Source organism: Mycolicibacterium pallens (assembly GCF_019456675.1).
GTDB classification, from domain to species: domain Bacteria; phylum Actinomycetota; class Actinomycetes; order Mycobacteriales; family Mycobacteriaceae; genus Mycobacterium; species Mycobacterium crocinum.
The window spans coordinates 5,109,276-5,131,960 of the sequence record NZ_CP080333.1; the positions used below are offsets into that span (position 1 = coordinate 5,109,276).

Here is a 22,685-nt window from a genome sequence, read left to right on the forward strand (position 1 = left end):
CAGTCTGCGCGCGTTGCGCTTGAACTGATTTACTTGCGCCGCAACAGTGTTCGGGCAGACTCTCGAAGGTCGGCCGTCTTGTCCTTGGCTACATCGGTCAAACCAATTGCTCTGGCCTTGGCCACGTCGGCAAGATCCGTGGCCTTATCTTTGGCCACGGTCGCACCATCTGACCCAGCTGCCAGCGCTTTGTCCACCGCCTCGCCCGCAGCCTGGCGCCATCGCTTCGCATCGCTGGGTGCGTCGCCGGACTCGATACCCAGGCGGTCGCGAAAAGCCACCACATCTGTCCTGATCTCGTTGCTCGACCGAACGGCCGCCGGGGCGTCGTACGGATTGAACAACACTCTGGAATTCGCGTTGCAAACCGTCTCGTTCATCTGGGCCACCAACCGGGCGGTGATGGTCGAGATGAGGTCCAGCCGTTTCCGCCGGGCGTTGAGCAAGCCCAGTCGGTGGTTGTCGAGATCCTCGGGAGCGGAGTCGAGCACACGGTCGAGTTCCAGAATGGCTACCCCGTCCTGAAGTTGAAAACAGCGCGCCAGCACCGCTAGCCACTCTCGCACCTTGGGCTCGGCGCCCTTACAAGCCTTGGCGATCTTGCCCAGGTCAGCCTTCTTCTCCAAGTTCTCGGCGATGGCCTCAAGTTGACGTATTGCGTACGCCTGTGTCTGTGCGAGCACCAAGGAACTCGACTGAATCTTGGACCAGGTGATGTCGGAGACCCGCCCAACCTGATCGCGGACTGTTAGCGCGTCCTCGACAGCCAGGTCGACGCCGATCATGTCCGCGAGCACCGCATCCTTCTGGGCGCGCAGAATTTCATCGACCTTCTCGTTGATCTCCTGGAGATACTCCACGATTTGGTCCATCTGCTGCTGCATCGCCTGCTGCTGCATCATCGTCGACAGAGCGCACAGCGCCATGGGTCCGCTAAGCAGTGCCGTCGGCGCCTGAGCGATCTGAAGCCACTGCTTGACCTCACCAGGCTTCCCGATCATCGCGTGACTAACGCCCGGGGTTTTGGTCGCCATCAGGCCGTACTGCTTGACGGCCTGGGCAGACTCCGCCGTCAGCTTGACCCAGCGGCCCGAGTTCGCGGCAACCTCCGAGCCGACGCGTAATGCCGTCCCGCCGGTACCGGCGAATGACGAAAGGCGGCGGACATCCAGCTCCTTCGAGGGCGCCGTGCTGAGGCCTTGGTCGAGTAGGAAGCGCTCGACATCGGATGAGTCACCGATCACGGCCAAACAGTCGCCGTCGGTGACCAGTTCGATCTCGTTACTCATCTCTCTCCCCTGAGTGGAAGCCATTGGCTGGTCTCTAGGTTTGCCCCGAGGCCAAACGCTACCCGTGGGCACCGACACCACGCGAACGATTGAAGCTGGCCCGTCGTCGCTGTACAGCATTCGCGATCAAGGGGTACAACTCGCCGAGCCCGGTATCAGCACAGCGCCGCAAAACCTTGATCCGTTGGGGCGTCGCTACTCAACGGATCCGGGTTCTAAGGTCCCGAACATGACTATTCCCTCCGCGCAATTTCGTTCACCGGCACGACGGCCGCCGGCGTGGCAGCGATGGGTGCTCAACGCGCTGCACAATTTCGACTTACACACGATCGACGACTGGACGGCGGTGATGACAGCCCACCTCGAACGATCCGGAGGCGCTACCCCAATGCAGACTGCTCGCTATACCGTCGACACACTGCGCTACGCGCAGAGTCTCAGGCGTGCGACCGCAATCCTTGCCGCACAAGGGAATCCTGCGGCTCGCTACCAACTGGCCGATGCCGCTCTTGACTTGAGGTCCGCTCTCGACAGGCTTCATGAAGCACGCGACGAGCTGCTCAAAGCCGCTGGCTCCGACCGCGTTACTTACGACTGACGGTGGGCAACTGTCCGTGTGTGGCGAAGCAGATTCGCACCGTGATGACGTGCCTGCTGGACGAGGCTAAAGCGAGTGGTCTTTGATGACGTCTGCGGCATCAGATGCGCGTGGCCCCCTTCACCCGTTTTCGTAACTTTCGTAACTATGCTAATCTTGGTCGAGCCTCCAGCGGTGAGATGAAAAGAAGTGAGACCCATGAGCAGCGCCTCTGCGGAGATTGTTAACCCGGTTCCGGCCGATGCCGATGGGCTTGCCGATGTCCTCAGTTTCATCGAGGCGCACGAGGCCCGGCACGGGACCTCTCCTGAGCCTGCCTTCTTCTTGTCCGGTGCGAGCGAACACGACCGCGTCGAACTGACCGAACAGCTTCACGAAGTCCTTAAGCGTGCCGCCCACGCCCTCAGCCACGGCCAGTCGATCAGCATCCTGACCCGCGACCAGGAAATCTCCACCCAGCAGGCCGCCGAGATCCTCGGTCTGAGCCGCCCCACAGTGGTTCGCCTCATTCAGGACGGCGAGTTAGACGCGCACGTGCCCGGCGCGGTCCGACGCAAGCTGCGGCTTGCCGATGTCCTTGCCTACCGCGAGGAGCTTCACTCTCGGCGCAACCGGTTCATCGCCGAGAGCTCGGCGGAGTTCGCGGACGCTGACGCCGACGAGGTCGCGGAGCTGCTCGCCGCGGCGAAGCGCAAGCGTTAACCGTCCGCGGCGTCTAAAGACTCGCCCGCGTGTATCGCGCTGTCCTCGACACCTGCGCCCTTGTCCCGAGCCTTCAGCGCGACTTCCTGTTGCAGCTGGCCACTGAGGAGGCGTACGCGCCGTTGTGGGGGTCTGGGATTCTCTTCGAGCTGGACTACGTACTGGCCGGCCTGCACGACAAGCGCAGGATCAGCGATAGCGCCGGTCGCCGACAGCACCTTTTCGATCAACTGACGCAGGCGTTTCCAGGCTCGGAGGTTCACGCACCGAAAAATCGCGAATACAGCTACGGACTTGATGATCCCAATGACGGCCACGTCGCCCATGCCGCGATCATCGGCAAAGCCGACGCCATCGTCACCGACGATCGACGTGCCGGGTTCAGCTCAGCACGTGTTCTCGTGGAGGCCGATATCGAGACCGTGCACCCACATCAGTTCGCAGCCAACACAGTGTCGGCGCACCCGCATGCGGGAATCCGCGCGCTTCGAGAGATGTCGAATCGCCGAACCAACCCGCCGCAGACGCCGGAACAGATCCTTGAGCTGCTAGTGAGACGGCACAACATGACCGAGGTCGCCGAGATCCTGGTGCCGCTGCTGACGGATACCGGCGACCCACCTGACCAAGCGAGGTAAGCGCTCAGCAATCATTTTGCGGTCGATGATTGACCAGCCCTAACTGCGGCCGATGAGACGGCGTGCGCAATCCCAGCGACGTCATCCCACTTGTCGGCCACCTCGACTAACGTAATTTGGCTGTCGAGAGGGGAGGAAAATGTGCTGCTTGAGGACCTGAAGCCAGGGTTGCGTGTCGACGGGTTGATCCCCTCCGCAGTGATCACGGTAGTAGCCGCGCAATGGCACGGCTCCGATGCCCTTGAGCTGACCTACAAGACATCGGCGGGTCACCTCGGCCAGCAGGTCGTGTTCCGCAGAGATCAAGACCAATTGAGCGTCGCCGCGACAGGCAGTCGAGCCTTCGATGCTCCGGCAACTGACTTCAAACTCGTCGCGGAGGCCCAGCGGATCCAGCTGGCGGGCCTATTCGACCCGATGCTCGCCGTGGCCACTAGCGACGTGCGCCCGCTCCCTCACCAGATTCGCGCGGTGTACGGCGAGCTACTCCCCCGGACGCCACTGCGGTTCCTGCTGGCCGACGACCCAGGTGCGGGCAAGACCATCATGGCCGGTCTCTATATCAAGGAGCTGATTCTCCGCGACGACGTCAAGCAGTGCCTCATCGTCGCCCCGGGGGGACTGGTCGAGCAGTGGCAGGACGAACTCTTCTTCAAATTCGGACTGCGCTTCGACCTGCTGACTAATCAGCTCATCGACACCAACGTGAACCTCAACGTCTTCGAGACCAGCCCGCTGCTGATCGCCCGCATGGACCAGCTGTCCCGCAACGAGGAGCTGCAGAAGCAGCTCAAGGAAACCGAATGGGACCTGGTGATCGTGGACGAGGCGCACCGCATGGGCGCGCATTACTTCGGCGCCAAATTGGAAAAGACGAAGCGCTTTCTGCTCGGCGAATTACTCGGTTCCATCACCCGCCACCTGCTGTTGATGACGGCCACGCCGCACTCCGGCAAGGAAGAAGACTTCCAACTATTCCTGACCCTGCTCGATCGCGACCGCTTCGAGGGCAAGCAGAAGACGACGGCCTACACCAAAGACATCATGCGCCGCATGGTCAAGGAAGACTTGCTCACCTTCGAGGGCAAGAAACTGTTCCCGGAGCGGATCGCCGAGACCGTGCCCTACGAGCTGACGGCGCTGGAGTACGACCTATACGAGCAGGTAACCGCCTACGTGCGTGAGGGCATGAACCGCGCCGACAAGATCGGCGGCAAACGCAAGAACACCGTCGGGTTCGCCCTGACCGTGCTGCAACGACGCTTGGCGTCGAGCCCAGAGGCCATCTACCGCAGCCTGGTCCGCCGCAGCGAGCGGCTGGAACGCAAGAAGCAAGCGATCCTTAACGGCACCTACGTAGAGAAAGAGCCCGGCATCGACGTCAGCGGACTGGATGTTGAGGACTACAACGCCGAGGAAATCGAGACCATAGAGGAGGAGCTGCTCGACGCCGCCACCGCCGCCCAGACCGTCGAAGAACTCGACGCCGAGCTACTCGAACTTGCCGACCTGACCGAGGTCGCCAAGCAAGTCCGCGACGCGGGCACAGACCGCAAATGGACCGAGCTGAGCACGATTCTGCAGGACAACGCGCTGACCACCGACAAGAACGGCGTGCCTCGCAAGTTCATCATCTTTACCGAGCACCGCGACACTCTGGACTATCTGGCAACAAGGATTCGATCACTACTAGGCAAACCCGACGCCGTACAAGCAATTCACGGCGGCGTGCGCCGTCTGGAACGGCGCGTGATCACCGAGGAATTCACCAAGAATCGCGACTGCCAAATCCTGCTCGCCACAGACGCAGCAGGAGAGGGTCTCAACCTGCAGGCAGCGCACCTGATGGTCAACTACGACCTGCCGTGGAATCCGAATCGCATCGAGCAGCGCTTCGGCCGCATCCACCGAATCGGCCAAGAGGAAGTGTGCCGACTGTGGAACCTGGTCGCGAGCAACACCCGCGAAGGTGACGTGTTTGTGCGGTTGCTGGTGAAGATCGAAGAACAGCGAAAAGCATACGGCGGCAAGGTGTTCGACGTACTGGGTGAGGCGTTCGCCGAAACTTCGTTACGAGATCTGCTGCTGCAAGCGATCCGCTACGGCGATCAGCCCGAGGTTAAGGCCAAGATGCATGAGGTGATCGACGAGCAGGTGTCCGAAGGGTTGAAAGAACTTCTCGAAGAACGTTCCCTGGCTTCTGAGCATCTAGCCGAGGCCGACCTGGAGAAGTTGCGCGCGGCGATGGATGAGGCCCGGGCACGCAGGCTGCAGCCGCACTACATCGAGTTAGCATTCAAGGCGGCGTTTACTCGGCTGGGCGGCCGCATCGCCAAGCGTGAGCAGGGTCGCTACGAGATCGCGAACGTCCCTGCACAGATCCGGTCCGGCAAGTTCGGGCCGATCGCCACCAGGTACGACCGAGTCACCTTCGACCTCGGGCAAGTCCAACCCGACGGCCTGGTCCGCGCTGACCTGCTTTCGCCCGGTCACCCGCTGCACGACGCGGTGATGGATGAGGCGATCCGCCGTCACGGGGCTGTCTTGAACAGCGGCACCGTGTTGGTGTCCTCCACGCTGGAGGAACCGCACCTGCTAGTTGGTGTGGTCGAGGAGGTCGTCGACGCGACTGGGGCGACAGTGTCGCGACGGTTCGGATACGCCTATGTCGACAGGATGGGCACGGTGAGTCCCGCCGGCCCAGCGCCCTATCTTGACTGCGTAGCCGCCCCCGACGTGTCGGTGGTGATGGCCGCGCGACAGCTCCCGTGGCTAGCCGAAGCAGAAGACCGGGCAATTAGCTGGATCATCGCCAACCAGCTCCCGGAATACCTGACCGAGGTGCAGCCCCGGCGTGCCGCCGAATTGGACAAAACTCGCGAGCTAGTCACGAAACGCCTTGAACACGAACGGGATCGACTGCTACTTGATGCGACGGTTGCCGCCGAGAGGGAACAGGCCGGTGAGAAGGCCAAGGAGTCCGCAGAGAGCCTAAACCGCAAAGCCGTCGAGCTGGACGCCCGGTTGCGCAGGCGGTTGGCGACCGTAGATCAGCAGGCGCTGATGTCGACGAAGCCGCCACGCATCCTCACCGCAGCGCTCGTTCTGCCGGTCAGGATGCTCGAAGCAGATCTGCCGGCGACCGCGCCGATCCACGCGAAGGAAACCAAAGAAGTCGAACGCCGCGGAGTGGACCTTGTGCTGGCCCACGAACGCCAGCTCGGCCGCGCCCCCGTGGAACAGGCCTTCAACAACAAGGGATTTGACGTCCTTTCGTACGCGCCAAATGGAGGCACCTACCGCATCGAAGTCAAGGCACGTATCGACGGCGCAAAAGACTTCTTCGTCACCCACAACGAGGTGATGGTCGGTAAGAACGCGGTACCGCACTACCGGCTCGCCCTAGTGACGGTCGATCCGCGTGGGACGCAGCACGACGAGGTGCGGTACCTCGACAATCCATTCGCGACAACCGAACTCGGCGACTTTGACTCGACCGGTATCCGCGGCGATTGGGCGAAAATGTGGGCGAAGGGGACTCAACCATTCTGAGACAGCCGCACAATGACGACCCCTGCCACATCGTCGGGCATGTTCGACGCCAAATCATTGGCGTCGAGCTCCAGCGCCTCGATTTCGAGCACATAGTCGGGTGGGACGTGGCGCAGAGGATCGAGAACGTGCTTGAAGTAGGGAACACCCCAGTGGCCGGCGTCGGAGGGCACCTCGGGGAAGACCGGGCCAAGTTGGTCATGGCCGCCTTCGTCCATCATGCTCGAAGCGGAAGGCGAAACTGCGCTGAACTGTCCCGCACGTACTCTGAGGACTCGGTCGATCACCGACTTTGCTACTGCCCGAGCACCTTTCTGTGGGCTCAGGAGAAAACTCACGAGGTCCGGGTCCATCTGCTCCAGCAGCGTCGGTATGAGCAACGCCCGCCTCGGAGTTGGGGTCCACAAATCTTCAAGCGCAACCGAACGTTCGTAAGTGGTGGCGGAGTCGTGGACGATCGCCGGGTCAGCCAACAGCGCCGGCATCAGGGATATGGACCGTTTCGCACACGATGGACATCGTCTGCCTCGATGATCGTCAGGGCACGGCTCCCAATTACGGTATTCGCCAGTGCCCAGGTAGAGCGCGTAGACCGGTATCAGATCGAGGCTTGCTGCCGTCGACCTCAGATTCGCCCGCTGACTGCCCGTCCCGCTGGGGTATCCGAAATCGAAGCGCCACCGGCCCTGGTTCATGGTCAGCCGCTTCGCTTGCACAAGCATGCCGTAAGCCGACGTGGAGTCCACCCACCACCAAACCCAATCAGCACCACTAACAGCTTCGGCGTGCTGGGTAAACGGCACAACGCTCACCGCTGCGGCGGCCCGGGACATCACGATCTCGGTGACCGCTGTTTCGCCCCACCGCAGCTGTGCTCGCTCGCACGCCCCCATGTGTTGCACGGAATGCACCCGAGCCCGCCTGAACGCCTTCTCGACCGCCGCCACGTGCAGATATTCGCATGCGCAACAGCGCGAACCTGCGCGATGAGCCAGGTTTCGTTCCACGGTGCCGATAAGTTTGCTCAGCAGGAAGTGGCGCCGCGGCGCCGCATAGTCATGCCCGAGACCTGGGCAGAGGGGTCGATGTGGTTCAAAAGCGCAAGTTGATCGAAGTAGCCCTACCCTTGGAGGCGATCAACCGGGAGTCTGCCCGCGAGAAGTCGATCCGCCACGGCCACCCGTCCACACTGCACCTATGGTGGGCGCGACGGCCACTCGCTGCGGCCCGCGCAGTGCTGTTCGCCCAGCTCGTCGATGATCCGTCGTCACATCCCGAAGAGTTCCCAACAGAGGAGCTTCAACGCAAAGAACGCGAACGCTTGCACAAACTGATCGAAGGCCTCGTCGTCTGGGAAAACGTTCAGGACGAGAAGCTACTCGCAGAGGCGCACACCGAAATACTGAAGTCCACCAATGGCAATCCCCCACCTATCCTCGACCCTTTCGCCGGCGGCGGCACTATCCCGCTCGAAGCCCAGCGCCTCGGGCTCGAAGCACACGCGTCAGACCTGAATCCGGTTGCCGTGCTCATCAACAAAGCATTGATCGAGATCCCGCCGAAGTTCTCCGGGCAGTCCCCTGTGTTCCCGGATGTCGCCAAGGATCAGCTCACCCACCCGTGGCCGCACGCTACCGGTCTGGCTGAAGATGTCCGCCGCTACGGACAATGGATGCGCGACGAAGCCGAGAAACGCATCGGGCATCTCTACCCCAAGGCCATTCTGTCCGACGGGTCGCAGGCCACTGTGATCGCCTGGATCTGGGCACGCACCGTCATCTGCCCCAACCCAGCCTGCGGCATAGCCATGCCTCTGGTGCGCTCCTGGTGGCTCGGCAAGAAGAAGGGCAAAGAGGCCTATGTCGTGCCGTCCGTCGTTGATGGCGAAGTACACTTCGCAATCCGACACGACCCCGGGCGCGTACCAACGGATGAGACCGACGGCACCGTGGGCCGCACAGGCGCTACTTGCATCGGCTGCGGATCAGCAGTCGAGCTGAAATATATCCGGACTGAGGGCCGGGCAGGGCGCATGGGCTCGCAACTCATGACCACCGTGGCCGAAGGCAACCGCGCCCGCATCTATCTCGAACCAACGCCCGAACACGTTGCAGCCGGCAAGGTTCCGCGCCCTGATAGCGTTCCGGGTGGCGACTTGCCGAACAATCCACGCGATTTCAAGACGCCGAATTACGGCATGACAACATTTGCCGACCTTTTTACAGCGCGGCAGCTCACCGCGCTCACCACGTTCAGCGACCTTGTAGACGAAGCGCGCGAACACGTGCTTGCCGACGCTGTCGCCGCAGGGATACCCGGAGGGAACCGCCTCGAAGGCGGAGGAACCGGTGCCGCCGCCTACGCAGATGCTGTTGCGACCTACTTGGGTTTTGCCATCAGTCGTATGACCAATAAGTCGAGCACTATCTGCTCTTGGGATTCGAGTACCAAGATGGAGGCGGTTCGTAGCGTCTTTGCGCGCCAGGCGCTTCCAATGACTTGGGACTACGCCGAGTCGAATCCTTGGGGTGGTTCCGGCGGCGATTTCACAGAGGATCTTCAGTGGGTTAGCCGCGTGCTGGATAAGTGCACATGCGGCCTACCCGGCATTGCACGGCAGGCATCGGCAAACGACTCTCGATTGTCGGGGTTATTGATCTCAACCGATCCACCCTACTACGACAACATCGGCTACTCAGACCTGTCGGACTACTTCTACGTGTGGCTGCGCCGTTCGCTGCGGTCGGTGCACCAAAAGCTACTGAGTACCATGCTCGTGCCGAAGGCAGAGGAGCTTGTCGCCAACCCATATCGCCACGGCGGCAAAGAGGGTGCGCATCAGTTCTTCGAACAAGGATTCCGAGAGGTATTCGGCCGCGCACGCGAGTCTGCGTTGCCTGATTTCCCAATCACTGTCTACTACGCGTTCAAGCAGTCGGAGACCACCGAATCGGGCGAAGCATCTACCGGCTGGGAAACACTGTTGGAAGGCATGATCCGCTCTGGCTGGGAGGTCACGGCTACGTGGCCGGTTCGGAGCGAGTTAGGTAATCGAATGATCGGCGCAGGAAAAAATGCACTCGCGTCGTCGATCGTGTTGGCACTACGCCCCAGACCTGCAGGGGCGCCGCAAACTGACCGCCGCGAGTTCGTCGAGGCGCTCAAGGCTGAACTTCCTGCCGCGCTGAAGGATCTGCAACAGGGAGCGATCGCGCCAGTCGACCTGCCGCAGGCCGCAATTGGCCCAGGTATGGCTGTGTTCTCGCGCTATTCAGGTGTGCTGGAACCGGACGGATCGAAGATGTCGGTTCGATCGGCGTTGGCGCGGATCAACGAAATCCTTGACCAAGTGCTCAACGAGCAGGAAGGTGACTTCGACGCCACGAGTCGGTTCGCGATTGCCTGGTATCGCCAACATGGTTATGGCACTGGCACTTTCGGAGACGCAAACAATCTTGCCAACGCGCGCAACACCACGGTCGATGCGATGGATCGCGGCGGAATTCTCTCCAGCCGAGCCGGCAAGGTTCACTTGATCAAGCCGTCGGATCTGGAAGCGGATTACGACGTCCTCGCCGATCCTCATACCAGCAACTGGGAAGCACTGCACCACCTCATCAAGCTTCTTGAAGGTGGTGGCATCACTCCGGCCGGTGACTTCTTGCGCACCGCGCTCTCCCGGCCAGACGGTGCAATCGATACCGACCTGGTGAAGGAACTCGCACACTTGCTATTCCGGGTCGCTGAGGCCAACGGCTGGACCCAGGATGCACTGAACTTCAACAGCCTCGTCACCAGCTGGCCAGAAATCTTGGACGCGGCACGGGCTGACGGCCCGCGCTCAGTCGCGCAGCGCACGTTCGACTTTGACGATGAGGTGGACTGATGAAGAAGCTTGAGGCGTCCGAGTTGGCGCTGCGGAAGGTGTTTTCCAGCGATTATGAGTTTGCGATTCCGGACTATCAGCGTCCCTACTCATGGGGTACGGAGCAAGCACTGCAGCTATTGGACGACCTTGAGGGCGCACTTGATCGAGGTTCTGACGAACCTTACTTCCTTGGTTCTGTCGTTCTCGTACGTGGCGACGCCAGCAGCCATGCAGATGTCAACGACGGCCAGCAGCGTTTGACCACTCTCAGCATTCTGTTCGCCACCATGCGTGATCTCACGACCGACGCTCAGCTGGCCGGAGAACTCGGCAATCTCGTTATGGAGCCTGGGCAGATCATGGCTGGAACCGAACCGAAGCCGCGGCTCACACTGCGATCTCGGGACGCGGCGTTCTTCCAGTCCTACGTCCAGGAACCTAGCAAAACAGAGCTGCTCGTCGATCTCGACGACAACTCCGTGAGTAACGATTCTCAACGCGCAATTCGCGACAATGCAAAGGTAATTCGCGCTCGACTGAAGCGGTGGACCGAGGCGAGGCTGCGGGCGTTGGCGGCCATGGCTGGCACGCGCATCTTCCTCGTGATCGTGAGCACGCCGGACCTCGTAAGTGCGCACCGGATCTTCAGCGTGATGAACGCGCGCGGTTTAGACCTAACACCACCCGACATTTTTAAGGCGCAGGTCATTGGCACCATCCAGGACAGTAAGCAATCGGCGTACGCCGACAAATGGGAGGACGCCGAGGAAGACCTGGGTAGAGACCGGTTCGCCGAACTATTCCTGCACATCCGCATGGTATTCGCCAAGGAACGTGCCCGGCGCGAGTTGTTACTGGAATTCCCCGATCAGGTCCTTAAGCCCTATCTACCCACGCGAGCCGCAGAGTTCGTCGATGATGTCCTACTGCCTTACGGGGATGCCTACGAACGTCTCGTCAATCAGGATTACGCCGGCGGCCAGGAATGGCAGCAAGTCAATGCTTGGCTGGCCCGACTCGTCCAACTCGACAACAGCGACTGGCGACCGCCTGCATTGTGGGCTCTACGCAACCACGACGGCGACCCGGCTTTCCTCGCAGCCTTCCTTAGCAAGCTAGAACGGTTGGCCGCGAGCATGTTACTCCGTCGCCAATACGCGACACCCCGCGCGCAGCGATACGCCAACCTATTGAAGGGTCTAGAGGCGGGCCACGGACTGGGTGCCACCGCGTTTGTTCTGGACGACGCCGAGCGGAAATTGACCCGAGAGCGGTTGGGAGGTGAGCTGTATCTAGTTGGCGCAGTGCGTAACTACGTCTTGTTGCGCCTCGACGAACTGCTCGCCAATCAGCCTGGCGTCAGCTACCAGCACAAGCTGATAACCGTCGAGCATGTGCTGCCCCAAACACCGAAGGACGACAGTAAGTGGGTCGAACATTTCAGTGATGACGAGCGGGCCTACTGGACCCATCGGTTAGCGAATCTGGTGCTGTTGAACCGTCGTAAGAACAGCGCTGCGCAACGCTTCGACTTCGATGAGAAGAAGCGCAGATACTTCTCTGGCGCAAACGGTGTTGCCACGTTCGCATTGACGAGCCAGGTGCTCGCACATCGCTCGTGGACGCCAGCCGTCCTGGACGAGCGGCAAGAGCTACTGATGAAGCGCCTTATCGACGAATGGGAGCTCAACTGACATGGCACTCAGTAACCGTGACCGCATCAACAAGATGTTCGAGATCATCGCCCCACCGCTCGACGACTTCATCTCCTTGGTGATTGGCCAGGGCGATCCAGCAGTCGGCGCAGCTTGGCCGAAACTCGTGCAGGCGAAAGACGGCGCGTCTAGTACGAAGACCTACAGCGCTCACGACCCACAGCTGCAGTTTCGCATCCTCACCGAGTCGAACATCACTTCGGGGTTCAAGAAGGGCTGGTATCCCTTCAGCAAGACGCTGGGTAAGGCGGGTGAATCGTTCGCAATTGAACTGCGCGAAGTCCGAAACAATTGGGCGCACAACGGAACGTTCACCGACGACGATGCTTACCGAGCCCTCGACACCGGCGAGCGGCTGCTCAAACTGATCAATGCAACCGACGAGGCAACCGAGTTGCAGGCCATCCGACTCAACCTACGCCGCGTCACCGCCGACAAGGACGACAAGAAGGTCCTCAAAGCCGCTGTCGACAATCCCGAGTCCACCGGACTCAAACCGTGGCGCGAAGTTCTGCCGCCACACGATGATGTCGCCACCGGAAACTTCGCCGCATCCGAATTCGCTGCCGACCTCTACAAGGTGGCCTTCGGAGGCGAGCACGACGTCGACTATGCCGACGCCGTCGAATTTTTCCGCCGCACCTACCTTACCGAGGGCTTGACCGATCTGGTCGGGCGGGCGGTACGCCGCCTCTCGGGCGACGATAATGCTCCCCCAGTCATCAACCTGCAAACCAATTTTGGTGGGGGCAAGACGCACTCGATGCTCGCGCTGTGGCACGTCGCAGCCGGGCTGCCGGTCGGAGAGTTCCCACAGGAAACCCAGGAGCTGCTTACCAAGAACGGCTACACCGGCAGCAAGGTCAATCGCGTTGCGATCGTCGGCAACCACTTCAGCCCTGCCGGGGTGACCAAAGACGACGGCACCCAGATCAACACCATCTGGGGCGAACTAGCTTGGCAGCTCGGCGGTCCCGAAGCGTTCGCGCTCGTGGCCAAGGCCGACGCCGACCGCACCACACCGGGTGAGGCATTGCACGATCTGCTCGCCAAGTACGCGCCCGCCGTCATCCTCGTTGACGAATGGGTGGCGTATGCAAGGTCATTGCTCGGCCGTGACGACCTCGCCGGCGGCACTTTCGACGATCAGTTCACCTTCGCTCAATCGCTGACCGAGGCCACAAAAGGCACATCTGGGGTCTTGTTGGTGATCTCTATTCCAGCATCCGAGTCCGGCGACGATTCCGACGTCGTGGCAGGCAACGCCGAAGAGGTCGGCGGCGCTAACGGTTTGGAAGCGCTGAAACGACTGCAGAATGTAGTGCGCCGAGTTGCCGAACAGTGGCGCCCCGCCTCGTCTGCAGAGGCGTATCAGATTGTGCGGCAACGATTATTCAAACAACCCGATGCGGCAGCGCTTGCCTCCATCGGTGCCACCGCGCGAGCCTACGTCGACATGTACCGTAAGTACGCCGATGACTTCCCCCGGGACTCCCGAGACGCTGCATATGAGGACCGGATCAAACTCACCTACCCGATTCACCCTGAGTTGTTCGACCGGCTCTACGAGGAATGGTCATCCCTAGAGCGCTTCCAGCGCACTCGTGGCGTCCTGCGGCTGATGAGCACAGTGATCCACGCACTGTGGACCGGCGAGGATGCTTCTCCGTTGATCATGCCCGGATCAATTCCCCTGGCAACAGCGAATGTGAACGCAGAACTCACGCAGTATCTCCAAGATTCATGGAAGGCAATCATCGACGCTGACGTCGACGGACCAAACTCCGAACCGGCGCGCATCGACAAGGATAAACCACTGTTCGGCCAGCGGTCGCTGACCAAACGCCTGGCCCGCACGGTGTTCTTTGGTGCCGCACCCACAATCGGCTCAGCCCACAAAGGCCTGGAGACACAGCGGGTCTTCCTTGGCACCGCGATGCCCGGTGATGTGCCGGGCAACTTCCACTCCGCTCTCACGCAGCTCGGCGATCGTGCAACATACTTCTACTCCGGTTCCGGCAAGTACTGGTATGACCTTCACGCCAACATCACCCGTACCGCCAAAGACCAGGCCGAACGACTCCACAAAGAGGACGTGTGGGCAGAGATCGCACGTCGCTTGCAAAGTCAGGCCAAGACCCGAGGTGATTTCGCCGGGGTGCACGTATGCCCGGAATCCAACGCCGATATCCCTGACACTGATGAGGCACGCCTGGTGATACTGCATCCCAAGGTCGCGCACAAGCGAGGATCTGATTCGCCCGCAAAAGAATTTGCCAAGCAGGCGACCGAGCATCGCGGAACGTCCCATCGGGCCGATCGCAACATGCTCGTCTATCTCGCCGCCGACGAGGCGCGCCTAGACGAGCTCGACTCCGCCGTGCGCGAGTACCTGGGGTGGGCACATGTACTGGATAACGAAGTCGACCTTGACCTGACCCAGAACCAAAGGAACCAGGCGACCCAGCGACAGTCCCAGGCCGATGCGACAGTGAATTCCCGTCTGCTACAGACGTTTACGTGGGCACTGGTGCCGTCGCAACCCGATGCTGGGGCGCCGTTCATCGTGCGTGAGACGAAAGTCGAAGGACAATCGGAGTCGTTGGCTGAGCGGGTGTCGCGTCGGCTCGGCAACGACGGAGACCTATCGATCCGCCAAGCTGCGGCCACCATCCGACTGGCGATCGGCAAGGTTCCCCAGATCTGGAAGGACGGTCACGTCTCCCTCGGAGCGTTGTGGCAGCTATACAGCCAGTACCCGTACATGCCTCGGTTGCGCGACCGCCGAGTGCTCGACGAAGGCATCGTCGACATGCCAATGATCTGGCAGACAGATGCGTTCGCACTGGCCACCGGCTTCGACGAGGCGGCCGATCGCTACATTGGCCTGTGGACACCCGACGACGACAGCGTCGCCCCGGTGGCAACTGATTCACTGCTGCTGGTTCGCCCCGATGTCGCGGTGAAGCAGCGCGAAACCGAGGTGAAGCCGGCGCCAGATGCGGATGACGAGACCACGCCGGCCGTAGCGGACAAGACGACGAAGACAGCGGTCGACATCGCGTTTCCCCCAACGAAAACTCGCTTCTACGGAGTCAAGACTCTCAGCTCCGACAAGATCGCCCTGGACTTCAAAAACATCGCCGAAGAAGTCCTTGCCCATCTTCGTGACTCGGGCGCAACACTCGTCGTGAAGGTCGAGATCGAAGCCATTGACACGGATGGTTTCGACGAGGGCAAGATCCGGACAGTCTCGGAGAATGCGCAGACGCTGAAGTTTGATCAGTCTGGGTTTGAAGAGACATGAGCTTCACGCAACTCCACCGTGCTCTCGGAGTCGCCCCCGGTCCGCATAGTGACGAGTTACGAAGCGCGGCAGTCGCGGCTGGGGTAGCGGAAAGCCGAGCTGTGGAGCGTGCACTGGCACAGAAATCTGAGACGGTGGTTGGGAACGCACGGTTCTGCAGCTGTCGGCTACGCAATCTGGAAGTACAGCTCGTCTACCAAACCCCTTGCAACCCTGCGGAAGCGCCGTGGTTCGGTTGTTCTGGCTGGCCGTGACGGCACGCCTGCGGCTTCGCTTGCTCGCTGAGCCGCGATGGTGGCGCTGGCGCGCGCGGTGGCACCGATGGAACGTAAGGCGGTCCCGCTCGTTGCAGGCAAGATCGAGTCGGTTCGAAGGGCACCGCAAGAATCTCGCCGTTGCTGCGCAGTTAGCAACCAAATCAGCGGGGATTGCACTCACTGCCACCGTGTTGTTGTTGGCCACAGAGGTCTTCGGCGTACTGCTGTCCCATATTGAGTGGAGCCCGCTGCAACACATAACCGGCATCCGAGAGTCCACGGACTACGAATCGCTAGTCGGAGTTCTTATCGGTGCCGAGGCGACGCTCCTGGCGTTGTACTACGCCACCGTCGGTGTCGTGGCTTCGACGGCCTACAGCTCCGTTCCCGGTGACATCCGGAAGCTGTTCGTACAGCAGCGGATTAGCAATGTATACACGCGCGGAATCGTACGAGCGCTGGTATTCACCACAGTCCTGTTCGGGCTCGGTTCGTTGGGATACCACGTGCGGGTTGTCAGTGTCGTCGTCGCCATTGCGTTGGCTGTGCTGGCGGTTCTGCGACTCGCCGTCGTCGGCATTGCCCCATTCGGCTTCTTCGATCCAGCTTCATTGGCGCGCGATCTCCCGCCGCGGTTCGGGCGCGCACTGTCGCGCGCCACCACACTGCCAACCGCTCTCGACGAAGGCAGCCAAGAACAGGCACACAACGATGCGCGGGAAACGCTTGAGTACTACCGGCAGATCACTGATCTCGTCGCCAGCCGACCAATCCGAAACTCCGCAGCGCCCTTGGACGTTGCCCGCCAACTACTTTTCCTCATTGCTGTATACGCATCACGCAAGAATTGCATCCCCTCCGGCAGTGCGTGGTGGACGCCGATTGCCAGATACCCCAACTGGTTTACTCTCAGCGCCGACCAGACCAACCTCGCCTTAGCGATATCCACAGGCGTGCACACCCCAACAGGACCGGATTTACTGTGGGTAGAACGACAGTGCGCCGCCGACATCGCCAAGCTCATAGTAATCGTCGGTCGCGGCCAGCTGGATTCCTTCACGAGTTTCCTGGACCAAACTTCCGCCCACATCCGAGCACTGAGCGGTCGATTGCTGTTCGATGAGGCACTGCTGCTTGACGATCACATCGTTGCCGCCATTTGGGAAGCCGTGGAGCCCGCTGCGGACGATGCCGCTCCGACGGCTTACCTCACTGACGAGCACGAACGCGATCGGGTGATTGCGGCCCAGCGATCAGTGGTGCTGCTGATGAATGCGTGGTTAGGTCTGGTAGACGCTGCTGAGCACCTGACCAATCGGCGCCTCAGCGCAGAAGTCGATCGTGTCATCGCCGACCGGAACGTCCTGTACGAATTGAACTTCCCCCGCCCGGCTGTTGAAATACTCGAACAGCTCAACGAGCGGATCGCATTCGAAAATGGCGTCGAAGGCAGACAGGTCACCCCGACGTGGTTCGTACACCACCAGGTGGCCCGGATCTTGGCTCAACGCCTGGAGGCAGCCCAGCACGCAATTGTGCAGCGATTCACCAGCCGCACCATCAACGAGGTGAAGTCGGCGATAGCTGTTAAGGATTGGAAACTGGCTGCCATGGTTGCCTTTTCAGCACTGGAAATGATCGATAAGGTCGACACCCACCAGGAGCTCATTTCGGGCGCCCACCAAGCTCTGCGCCGCTGGAGGAGTGCGGCACTGGACGATCCCAACTGGCCCAGCCCTCCTCAGTCGTCACCGCTCGACAGTGGCCTGCGTCGACAGGTGCTCGGCTACATCGCCGACTGCTTACCAAATCTGCCTCCCGGCCCACACGATCTTCGACAACCAGATCTCTACGGACAAGCGTACGTCTTCGTCTTCAACGCAACATTCGACGCAATCCTCGATGGCGATCACGAACGGGCCGCAGCCTGGTTCACGACCCTCTTCAATCAGGGCCAATCCGCGGGCCGACGAATGGCCGCGGATGTAGCGGGACAGTTGCCCCTCCTCCAATTCATTTACACCGCAGAGCCCCTGGTGGCGCTAATGGAGCTCAGCGGCTACGCCATCCTTCTTCAGGAGCTCAACGGCGAAGGGATCTGGGACTCGATCCGGCCGATGTGGGATTCTCGGCGTGACCAGCTCGGCGAGGGATTCCTACCGAACCTGCTCGAGATCATGGCGGGTGTCGACTCTGCGTTCTCCCTCAACGACCTCTACGTTCTGCGCAGTACCCGCGAACAGAAGCTGGTCCGGTTCCTTGAAGAGCGTGGCATCACCGATCCCTTCGACTCGTTCGACTTCGACAATCCCGGTGCCCGGCCGACCACCCAGCTTTCGTCGATCGTTGCCGCCTTCGCGCCTGGTGCCTTCGGAATCACTTGGAAGCCAACCGATTTGTTCCTCGTTCACTACGTCTTGCCCCAACTCGGCGACGAGACCAAAGTTCCTCCTAACCTCAGCGCACTGATACAAACGCTCGCGCAATTCGAGGAAGACCAAACAGCTGCTGCCGAACAAGTAGCCCAGCCGGACGACACCGTTCCATCCGCCGACGATGCCGATAGAGACTGATGCAAATGCGTGATCCCCATCAAGGTCTTCGCAGCCACCGCCGCACGCAGTTTTACATCCGGGAGGCGGCCGAAAACGACGCTAACCTCGTCGACCGGCTCAATCGTCTCCAACGCGATCAGCTCCGATGGGGCAACTTCTATGGCCACATGTTCACTGAAGACGCTGAGCAGATTCTGCCCTGGGGGGACGACCCTGATAGTGGTTTCTCCGTTGCGATAGAGCCCTACAACAGCGACGTCGAGGAGCTAATCACAGATGGACTGATTTCACCGACCGGCCCATCGTCAACACTTGAGACCGCCCTTCGGTATCACCTGAGCTGGGTCGCGGACATGATGTTGCGCGGTCAGGCAGTCTACGAAATCGACCTACTCTCCGATGCTGACGGCAAGAAAGTAGCCTTCCGGACCGGCTGGATCCCCCAGGGCACCATCGACAAACGCAAAGGACGATATATCCAATACGTGCCCGAGGAACTTGGGGATGGGCGAAAGCACAAGGGCTGCTACTACGTTGAGTTAAACGAAAATATGCTCATCTGGCCGCGGCTGCCGCGCTCGATGCGCAGCACATTGCGCCGAGCAGCTTCAACGCTCGCGGAGGCAAGCGCCCAACAATCCACACCCTCTGTCATGCTTCGCGCAAGAGTGCAAGAGTTCAACCTGACTCAGTTCAAGAACAAACAGGCGCGTGAGGTTCTGTCCGCCACAAGAGATCTAGGATGGCACGCACGGTGGCTTTTCGACGAGCAAATGACCTCGCCCTACATCGTATGGCGACACCTCGAATTTCAACGTTTTAAGATTTCGATTCGAGATGCAGGAATTACCAACCTAAACCGTGCTCTTGCGCTCGCCGGTGCGGAAGTCGGATTCAAAGCGCGGCTGGTGCTCGACGGCGCAATTACCGAGCGAGACGTTGATCGGGCGCAGAACGAACTGCGGGCGGGAAGTCGACCACTAACAGAATTGCTCAGCATGCACGCGTAGGCCTAAAGAACGGTCGCCACGAAAATCGTCCCGGTGATGACACTTAATCGAGCACGAGATTGACGCCGTCATGCGCCCGCGACTGAGGCACTTCCTCGAACGCATCCAGCACACGCACCCCGAAGGCTGGCACCATCGCCGCCTGCACTTCTTCTCTTGTCATCCAAAGAATTTCACGTGCCTCGTCGGTCGCTTTCGGCTCGCCCCCCGCTGGCCGACAGCGATATACCAGCGCGACGATTCCGTGAGTCAGGTTCTTATAGACGCCGGTGAGCCGCTCGACGGTGACCTCAATGCCTGTCTCCTCCAAGACCTCGCGCTGTACGCCGGCTTCGAACGATTCATCGAGTTCGAGCACGCCGCCTGGAGCCTCCCAGTGACCATTGTCGTCTCGCTTGATCACTAGGACGCGGCCGTCGTCGCGGATCACGATGCCCGACACGCTGACGGAGTGCTTCGGTGTGGCTGCCATGCAAGACTCCGTTCTTGGGCTGATAAGTGACATCAGTCTGCTGGGTTTCCTAGACTAGTCGTCTAGGCATGTAGCGGAAGGTACATCGGTGCTGCAACTGGGCCACATCGACCGGGCGGACGATAAGCCGCCATACCGGCAGATATCCAGCATGTTGCGCGAAGCCATTCGTCGGGGCCAGCTCGAATCTGGTGAACGTCTGCCCTCCGAGGCCGAGTTGATCCACCATTTCGGGGTCGCGCGGATGACAGTCCGCCAGGCAGTACAGGAACTGAGGGCCGAAGGCCTGGTCATCTCCGAGCACGGTCGCGGGGTGTTCGTGCGTCCCGCACCTCCAATTCGGCGACTCGCATCCGACCGATTCGCCCGGCGACATCGCGCTCAAGGCAAGGCGGCGTTCACCGTCGAGGCTGAGCAAGCTGGCTACATACCTCAAGTCGATAACATCAAAGTCACCCGCGAGAGAGCGAATTCTGCTGTTGCCAAACGACTTCGGCTAACGCCAAAGGACCACGTCATTGTGCGGTCGCGCCGCTACCTCGCCGATGGGCGGCCGGTTGAGATCGCAACTTCGTACATTCCCGCCGCGTTCGCGAAGGGTACGAAGATCGAACAACCTGACAGCGGGCCAGGGGGCATCTACGCTCGCCTTGAAGAGGCCGGCCACACCCTCGCCCGGTTCTCCGAAGAAGTCGGCGCACGGATGCCTACTCCAGAGGAACGCCGCGCTCTCCTGCTTTCAGCAGGCACTCCGGTCCTGACCGTAGTTCGCACGGCGTATGACAAGAAAGACGTAGCAGTCGAAGTGTGCGACACCGTAAAGGTGGCGTCTGCCTACCTGCTCGAATACGACTTTCCCGCCCGCTGAAGCCTCCCCAAAAAAATTTTCTACGGGCGTTGCTGGCAACTCCTCTAGACGACTAGGTTGCTAAATATCCAGTACACCCGTTGAAAGGTTTCGCAATGTCCATCCCAAAATGGCTCCATCTCGGTCACGACCAGGTGTTCGCCCTCGGCGCGTTCCTGGTATCCGAAGTAACGCCCATGATCGACTTCGACAAGTCCTCCGGCGAGAACCGCGTCCAAGCGAGGGACCGCGACACTGGTTTGCCGATGTGGCAGGTTGAAGTGCTTGACGGTGATCCGGCCGCACCGAAGCGCAGCCGAACGGTGACGGTCAAGTTCGCCTCACCGACGCAGCCCACTGCACCCGCCAATTCCAGCGGGACACCCTTTACACCAGTGGTTTTCGACGGGCTAATGGCACTGCCGTACGTCGAGAAGTCCGGCGACTTCTCCCGGATCGCCTGGTCGTTTCGAGCCTCCGACATGAGAGCACCGGGCAAGCCCTCCGCCGGCGCAGCGGCCACCCGGGAATCAGCATGAGTCCCGATCCGAGCGCATCGCTCGATCCCGATACCCCGTTCCGAATCGACCACGTCTTGAATTTCTTCACGACTCTTGGCCTGTGGGTGATGATCGTCGTGGGAGTCATCGGCGTCGCCCTCTTCTTTTGGCGACTGCATTCACCCGAGACCTACGAGGAACGTTTCGCGGCGCCGGCCCGACTTCTGCGCTGGCGACTGTGGGCTTACGCCTCTTGGCACAGGCTCTGCAAGCGCTGCGGCTTGGCTGCCTCCGAGCAGGTCACTCGCCGTAACAAAGAAGGCCAGCAGGTCACCTCCACCCGCTGGCTTTATCCAAAGCTGTTGGGAACAGACGTGTCTCATACCACTTTGCACCTCACAGTACGAGCACGGATGGGACAGACCGTCGAAGACTTGGAGCGTGCGGTCCCGGCGATCCGCGATGCTGCTGGTGCACACTCGGCGCGGGCGGTTGTCGTCTCGCCCGGAACGCTGCGCATCGAGTTGGTCATGCGGGAGCAGTTGTCGACGATAGGTCACGCAACACCACCAACAGCAGTCGCAACAACAAGAGTCACGCTCGGGCGGCGGGAGGACGGTTCCGCTTGGATCCTCCCCTTGCGCGGACGACACACTCTCACCGTCGGATGCTCGGACGCAGGCAAAGGTTCCATCTTCTGGGGAATCGCCGGTGGGCTCGCTCCTGCTGTAGCCGCCGGTGTGGTTCACCTGATCGGAATCGACCTGAAGTACGGCATTGAGTTGTCCGTAGGCGCCCGATTGTTCACCAAGATCGCCACCACAGAGGCCGACGCCGTGGAAACCCTTGCTGGGCTCGAAAAGCTGATGAATAAACGCGGCCAAGCGATGGCAGGCCACTCGCGTGATCACCGTCCGACCAAGGCGTCACCCCTTGTGGTGCTGCTCATCGACGAGCTGGCTGGAGTGACCGCGTACATGAGCGACCCGACCCTTCGTAAAGAAGCCGCCGCCTCGTTGTCGCGAATACTCACCAAAGGTCGAGCGCTGGGAATCGTGGTTGCCGCGTTCCTCCAGGACCCTCGCAAGGAGATCCTGCCGATGCGAGGACTATTCACCCAAACCATCGCGCTTCGACTGCGATCACGCGAGGAAGTCACGATGGTCCTCGGCGACGGCATTGCCGACAAAGCGCCCGCGCATCGGATCGCCCCCGACAGACCAGGCACCGGCTACGTCATCGCCGCGGACGGCCACACGGTCAAAGTCCGATCCGACTTCTGGTCCGACGATCAAATCCGCTCCACCGCAAGGCAATACGGAAGATCAACGACCGCCGGAGGGCAGAGCAGTGAATGACCGGTTCGACTCGATCC

At 60.8% G+C, this 22,685-nt stretch carries 15 protein-coding genes; 12 read left to right on the forward strand and 3 right to left on the reverse strand.

What is annotated here, in order from left to right:
* Window positions 1–29: 29 nt before the first annotated feature.
* A complete protein-coding gene (locus K0O64_RS24875) occupies window positions 30–1,244 on the reverse strand; it encodes a hypothetical protein (RefSeq protein WP_225933785.1) in 1,215 nt (404 codons plus the stop codon).
* Window positions 1,245–1,353: 109 nt separating this feature from the next.
* Between K0O64_RS24875 and K0O64_RS24880 the strand changes: the two genes are divergently transcribed.
* From K0O64_RS24880 to K0O64_RS24895, 4 genes are all read left to right on the forward strand, one after another.
* Window positions 1,354–1,887 (forward strand): hypothetical protein, encoded by a 534-nt coding sequence (locus K0O64_RS24880; protein ID WP_225933541.1) that lies wholly within the window; start codon window positions 1,354–1,356, stop codon window positions 1,885–1,887.
* 198 nt (window positions 1,888–2,085) lie between these two features.
* On the forward strand, window positions 2,086–2,589 hold the full coding sequence (locus K0O64_RS24885; protein ID WP_096312280.1) for a helix-turn-helix domain-containing protein: 504 nt from the start codon (window positions 2,086–2,088) through the stop codon (window positions 2,587–2,589).
* A 29-nt stretch (window positions 2,590–2,618) separates the two neighbouring features.
* On the forward strand, window positions 2,619–3,227 hold the full coding sequence (locus tag K0O64_RS24890) for a PIN domain-containing protein (RefSeq protein WP_096312281.1): 609 nt from the start codon (window positions 2,619–2,621) through the stop codon (window positions 3,225–3,227).
* Window positions 3,228–3,368: 141 nt separating this feature from the next.
* A complete protein-coding gene (locus K0O64_RS24895) occupies window positions 3,369–6,779 on the forward strand; it encodes a DUF8742 domain-containing protein (RefSeq protein WP_096312282.1) in 3,411 nt (1,136 codons plus the stop codon).
* Here K0O64_RS24895 and K0O64_RS24900 read toward each other — a convergent pair.
* On the reverse strand, window positions 6,767–7,726 hold the full coding sequence (locus K0O64_RS24900) for a DUF6615 family protein (RefSeq protein ID WP_225933542.1): 960 nt from the start codon (window positions 7,724–7,726) through the stop codon (window positions 6,767–6,769). The two genes, K0O64_RS24895 and K0O64_RS24900, sit on opposite strands and share 13 nt — an antisense overlap.
* A gap of 140 nt (window positions 7,727–7,866) precedes the next feature.
* Between K0O64_RS24900 and K0O64_RS24905 the strand changes: the two genes are divergently transcribed.
* The 5 genes from K0O64_RS24905 (at window position 7,867) to K0O64_RS24925 (ending at window position 19,491) form a co-directional block, all read left to right on the forward strand.
* Complete coding sequence (locus tag K0O64_RS24905; protein ID WP_217353543.1) at window positions 7,867–10,665, forward strand: DUF1156 domain-containing protein; 2,799 nt, start codon at window positions 7,867–7,869, stop codon at window positions 10,663–10,665.
* A complete protein-coding gene (locus K0O64_RS24910; protein ID WP_096312284.1) occupies window positions 10,665–12,341 on the forward strand; it encodes a DUF262 domain-containing protein in 1,677 nt (558 codons plus the stop codon). Before K0O64_RS24905 ends, K0O64_RS24910 begins: the two co-directional genes overlap by 1 nt.
* A gap of 1 nt (window position 12,342) precedes the next feature.
* The gene (locus tag K0O64_RS24915; RefSeq protein ID WP_174714145.1) at window positions 12,343–15,669 is read left to right on the forward strand and encodes a DUF499 family protein; all 3,327 of its coding nucleotides are present in this window, start codon (window positions 12,343–12,345) and stop codon (window positions 15,667–15,669) included.
* Between the two features lie 454 nt (window positions 15,670–16,123).
* Window positions 16,124–18,499, forward strand: coding sequence for a hypothetical protein (locus tag K0O64_RS24920; RefSeq protein WP_125477496.1), 2,376 nt, complete (start codon window positions 16,124–16,126; stop codon window positions 18,497–18,499).
* Between the two features lie 5 nt (window positions 18,500–18,504).
* Complete coding sequence (locus tag K0O64_RS24925) at window positions 18,505–19,491, forward strand: hypothetical protein (RefSeq protein ID WP_125477497.1); 987 nt, start codon at window positions 18,505–18,507, stop codon at window positions 19,489–19,491.
* 43 nt (window positions 19,492–19,534) lie between these two features.
* Here the strand turns inward: K0O64_RS24925 and K0O64_RS24930 are convergent, their stop codons facing one another.
* Window positions 19,535–19,963 carry an NUDIX hydrolase gene (locus K0O64_RS24930; RefSeq protein WP_096312288.1) on the reverse strand — a complete coding sequence of 143 codons (429 nt, stop codon included), beginning with the start codon at window positions 19,961–19,963 and terminating at the stop codon, window positions 19,535–19,537.
* A gap of 88 nt (window positions 19,964–20,051) precedes the next feature.
* On the opposite strand from K0O64_RS24930, the gene K0O64_RS24935 reads away from it, so the two are divergent.
* The 3 genes from K0O64_RS24935 to K0O64_RS24945 all read left to right on the forward strand — a co-directional run bounded on the left by K0O64_RS24935 (window position 20,052) and on the right by K0O64_RS24945 (window position 22,668).
* A complete protein-coding gene (locus K0O64_RS24935) occupies window positions 20,052–20,831 on the forward strand; it encodes a GntR family transcriptional regulator (RefSeq protein ID WP_096312289.1) in 780 nt (259 codons plus the stop codon).
* A 95-nt stretch (window positions 20,832–20,926) separates the two neighbouring features.
* Complete coding sequence (locus K0O64_RS24940) at window positions 20,927–21,349, forward strand: plasmid replication, integration and excision activator (protein WP_096312290.1); 423 nt, start codon at window positions 20,927–20,929, stop codon at window positions 21,347–21,349.
* Window positions 21,346–22,668, forward strand: a complete 1,323-nt coding sequence (locus K0O64_RS24945; RefSeq protein WP_096312291.1) for an FtsK/SpoIIIE domain-containing protein — start codon at window positions 21,346–21,348, stop codon at window positions 22,666–22,668. The genes K0O64_RS24940 and K0O64_RS24945 overlap by 4 nt, the downstream gene beginning before the upstream one ends.
* The last annotated feature ends 17 nt before the right edge of the window (window positions 22,669–22,685 follow it).

What these genes read in the sequence shown, in the direction of transcription:
- K0O64_RS24885 (WP_096312280.1), top strand. Translation starts at nt 2,086, where the DNA reads ATGAGCAGCGCCTCTGCGGAGATTGTTAACCCGGTTCCGGCCGATGCC.
- K0O64_RS24910 (WP_096312284.1), top strand. Translation starts at nt 10,665, where the DNA reads ATGAAGAAGCTTGAGGCGTCCGAGTTGGCGCTGCGGAAGGTGTTTTCC.
- K0O64_RS24915 (WP_174714145.1), top strand. Translation starts at nt 12,343, where the DNA reads ATGGCACTCAGTAACCGTGACCGCATCAACAAGATGTTCGAGATCATC.
- K0O64_RS24925 (WP_125477497.1), top strand. Translation starts at nt 18,505, where the DNA reads ATGCGTGATCCCCATCAAGGTCTTCGCAGCCACCGCCGCACGCAGTTT.
- K0O64_RS24930 (WP_096312288.1), bottom strand. Translation starts at nt 19,963, where the DNA reads ATGGCAGCCACACCGAAGCACTCCGTCAGCGTGTCGGGCATCGTGATC.
- K0O64_RS24940 (WP_096312290.1), top strand. Translation starts at nt 20,927, where the DNA reads ATGTCCATCCCAAAATGGCTCCATCTCGGTCACGACCAGGTGTTCGCC.
- K0O64_RS24945 (WP_096312291.1), top strand. Translation starts at nt 21,346, where the DNA reads ATGAGTCCCGATCCGAGCGCATCGCTCGATCCCGATACCCCGTTCCGA.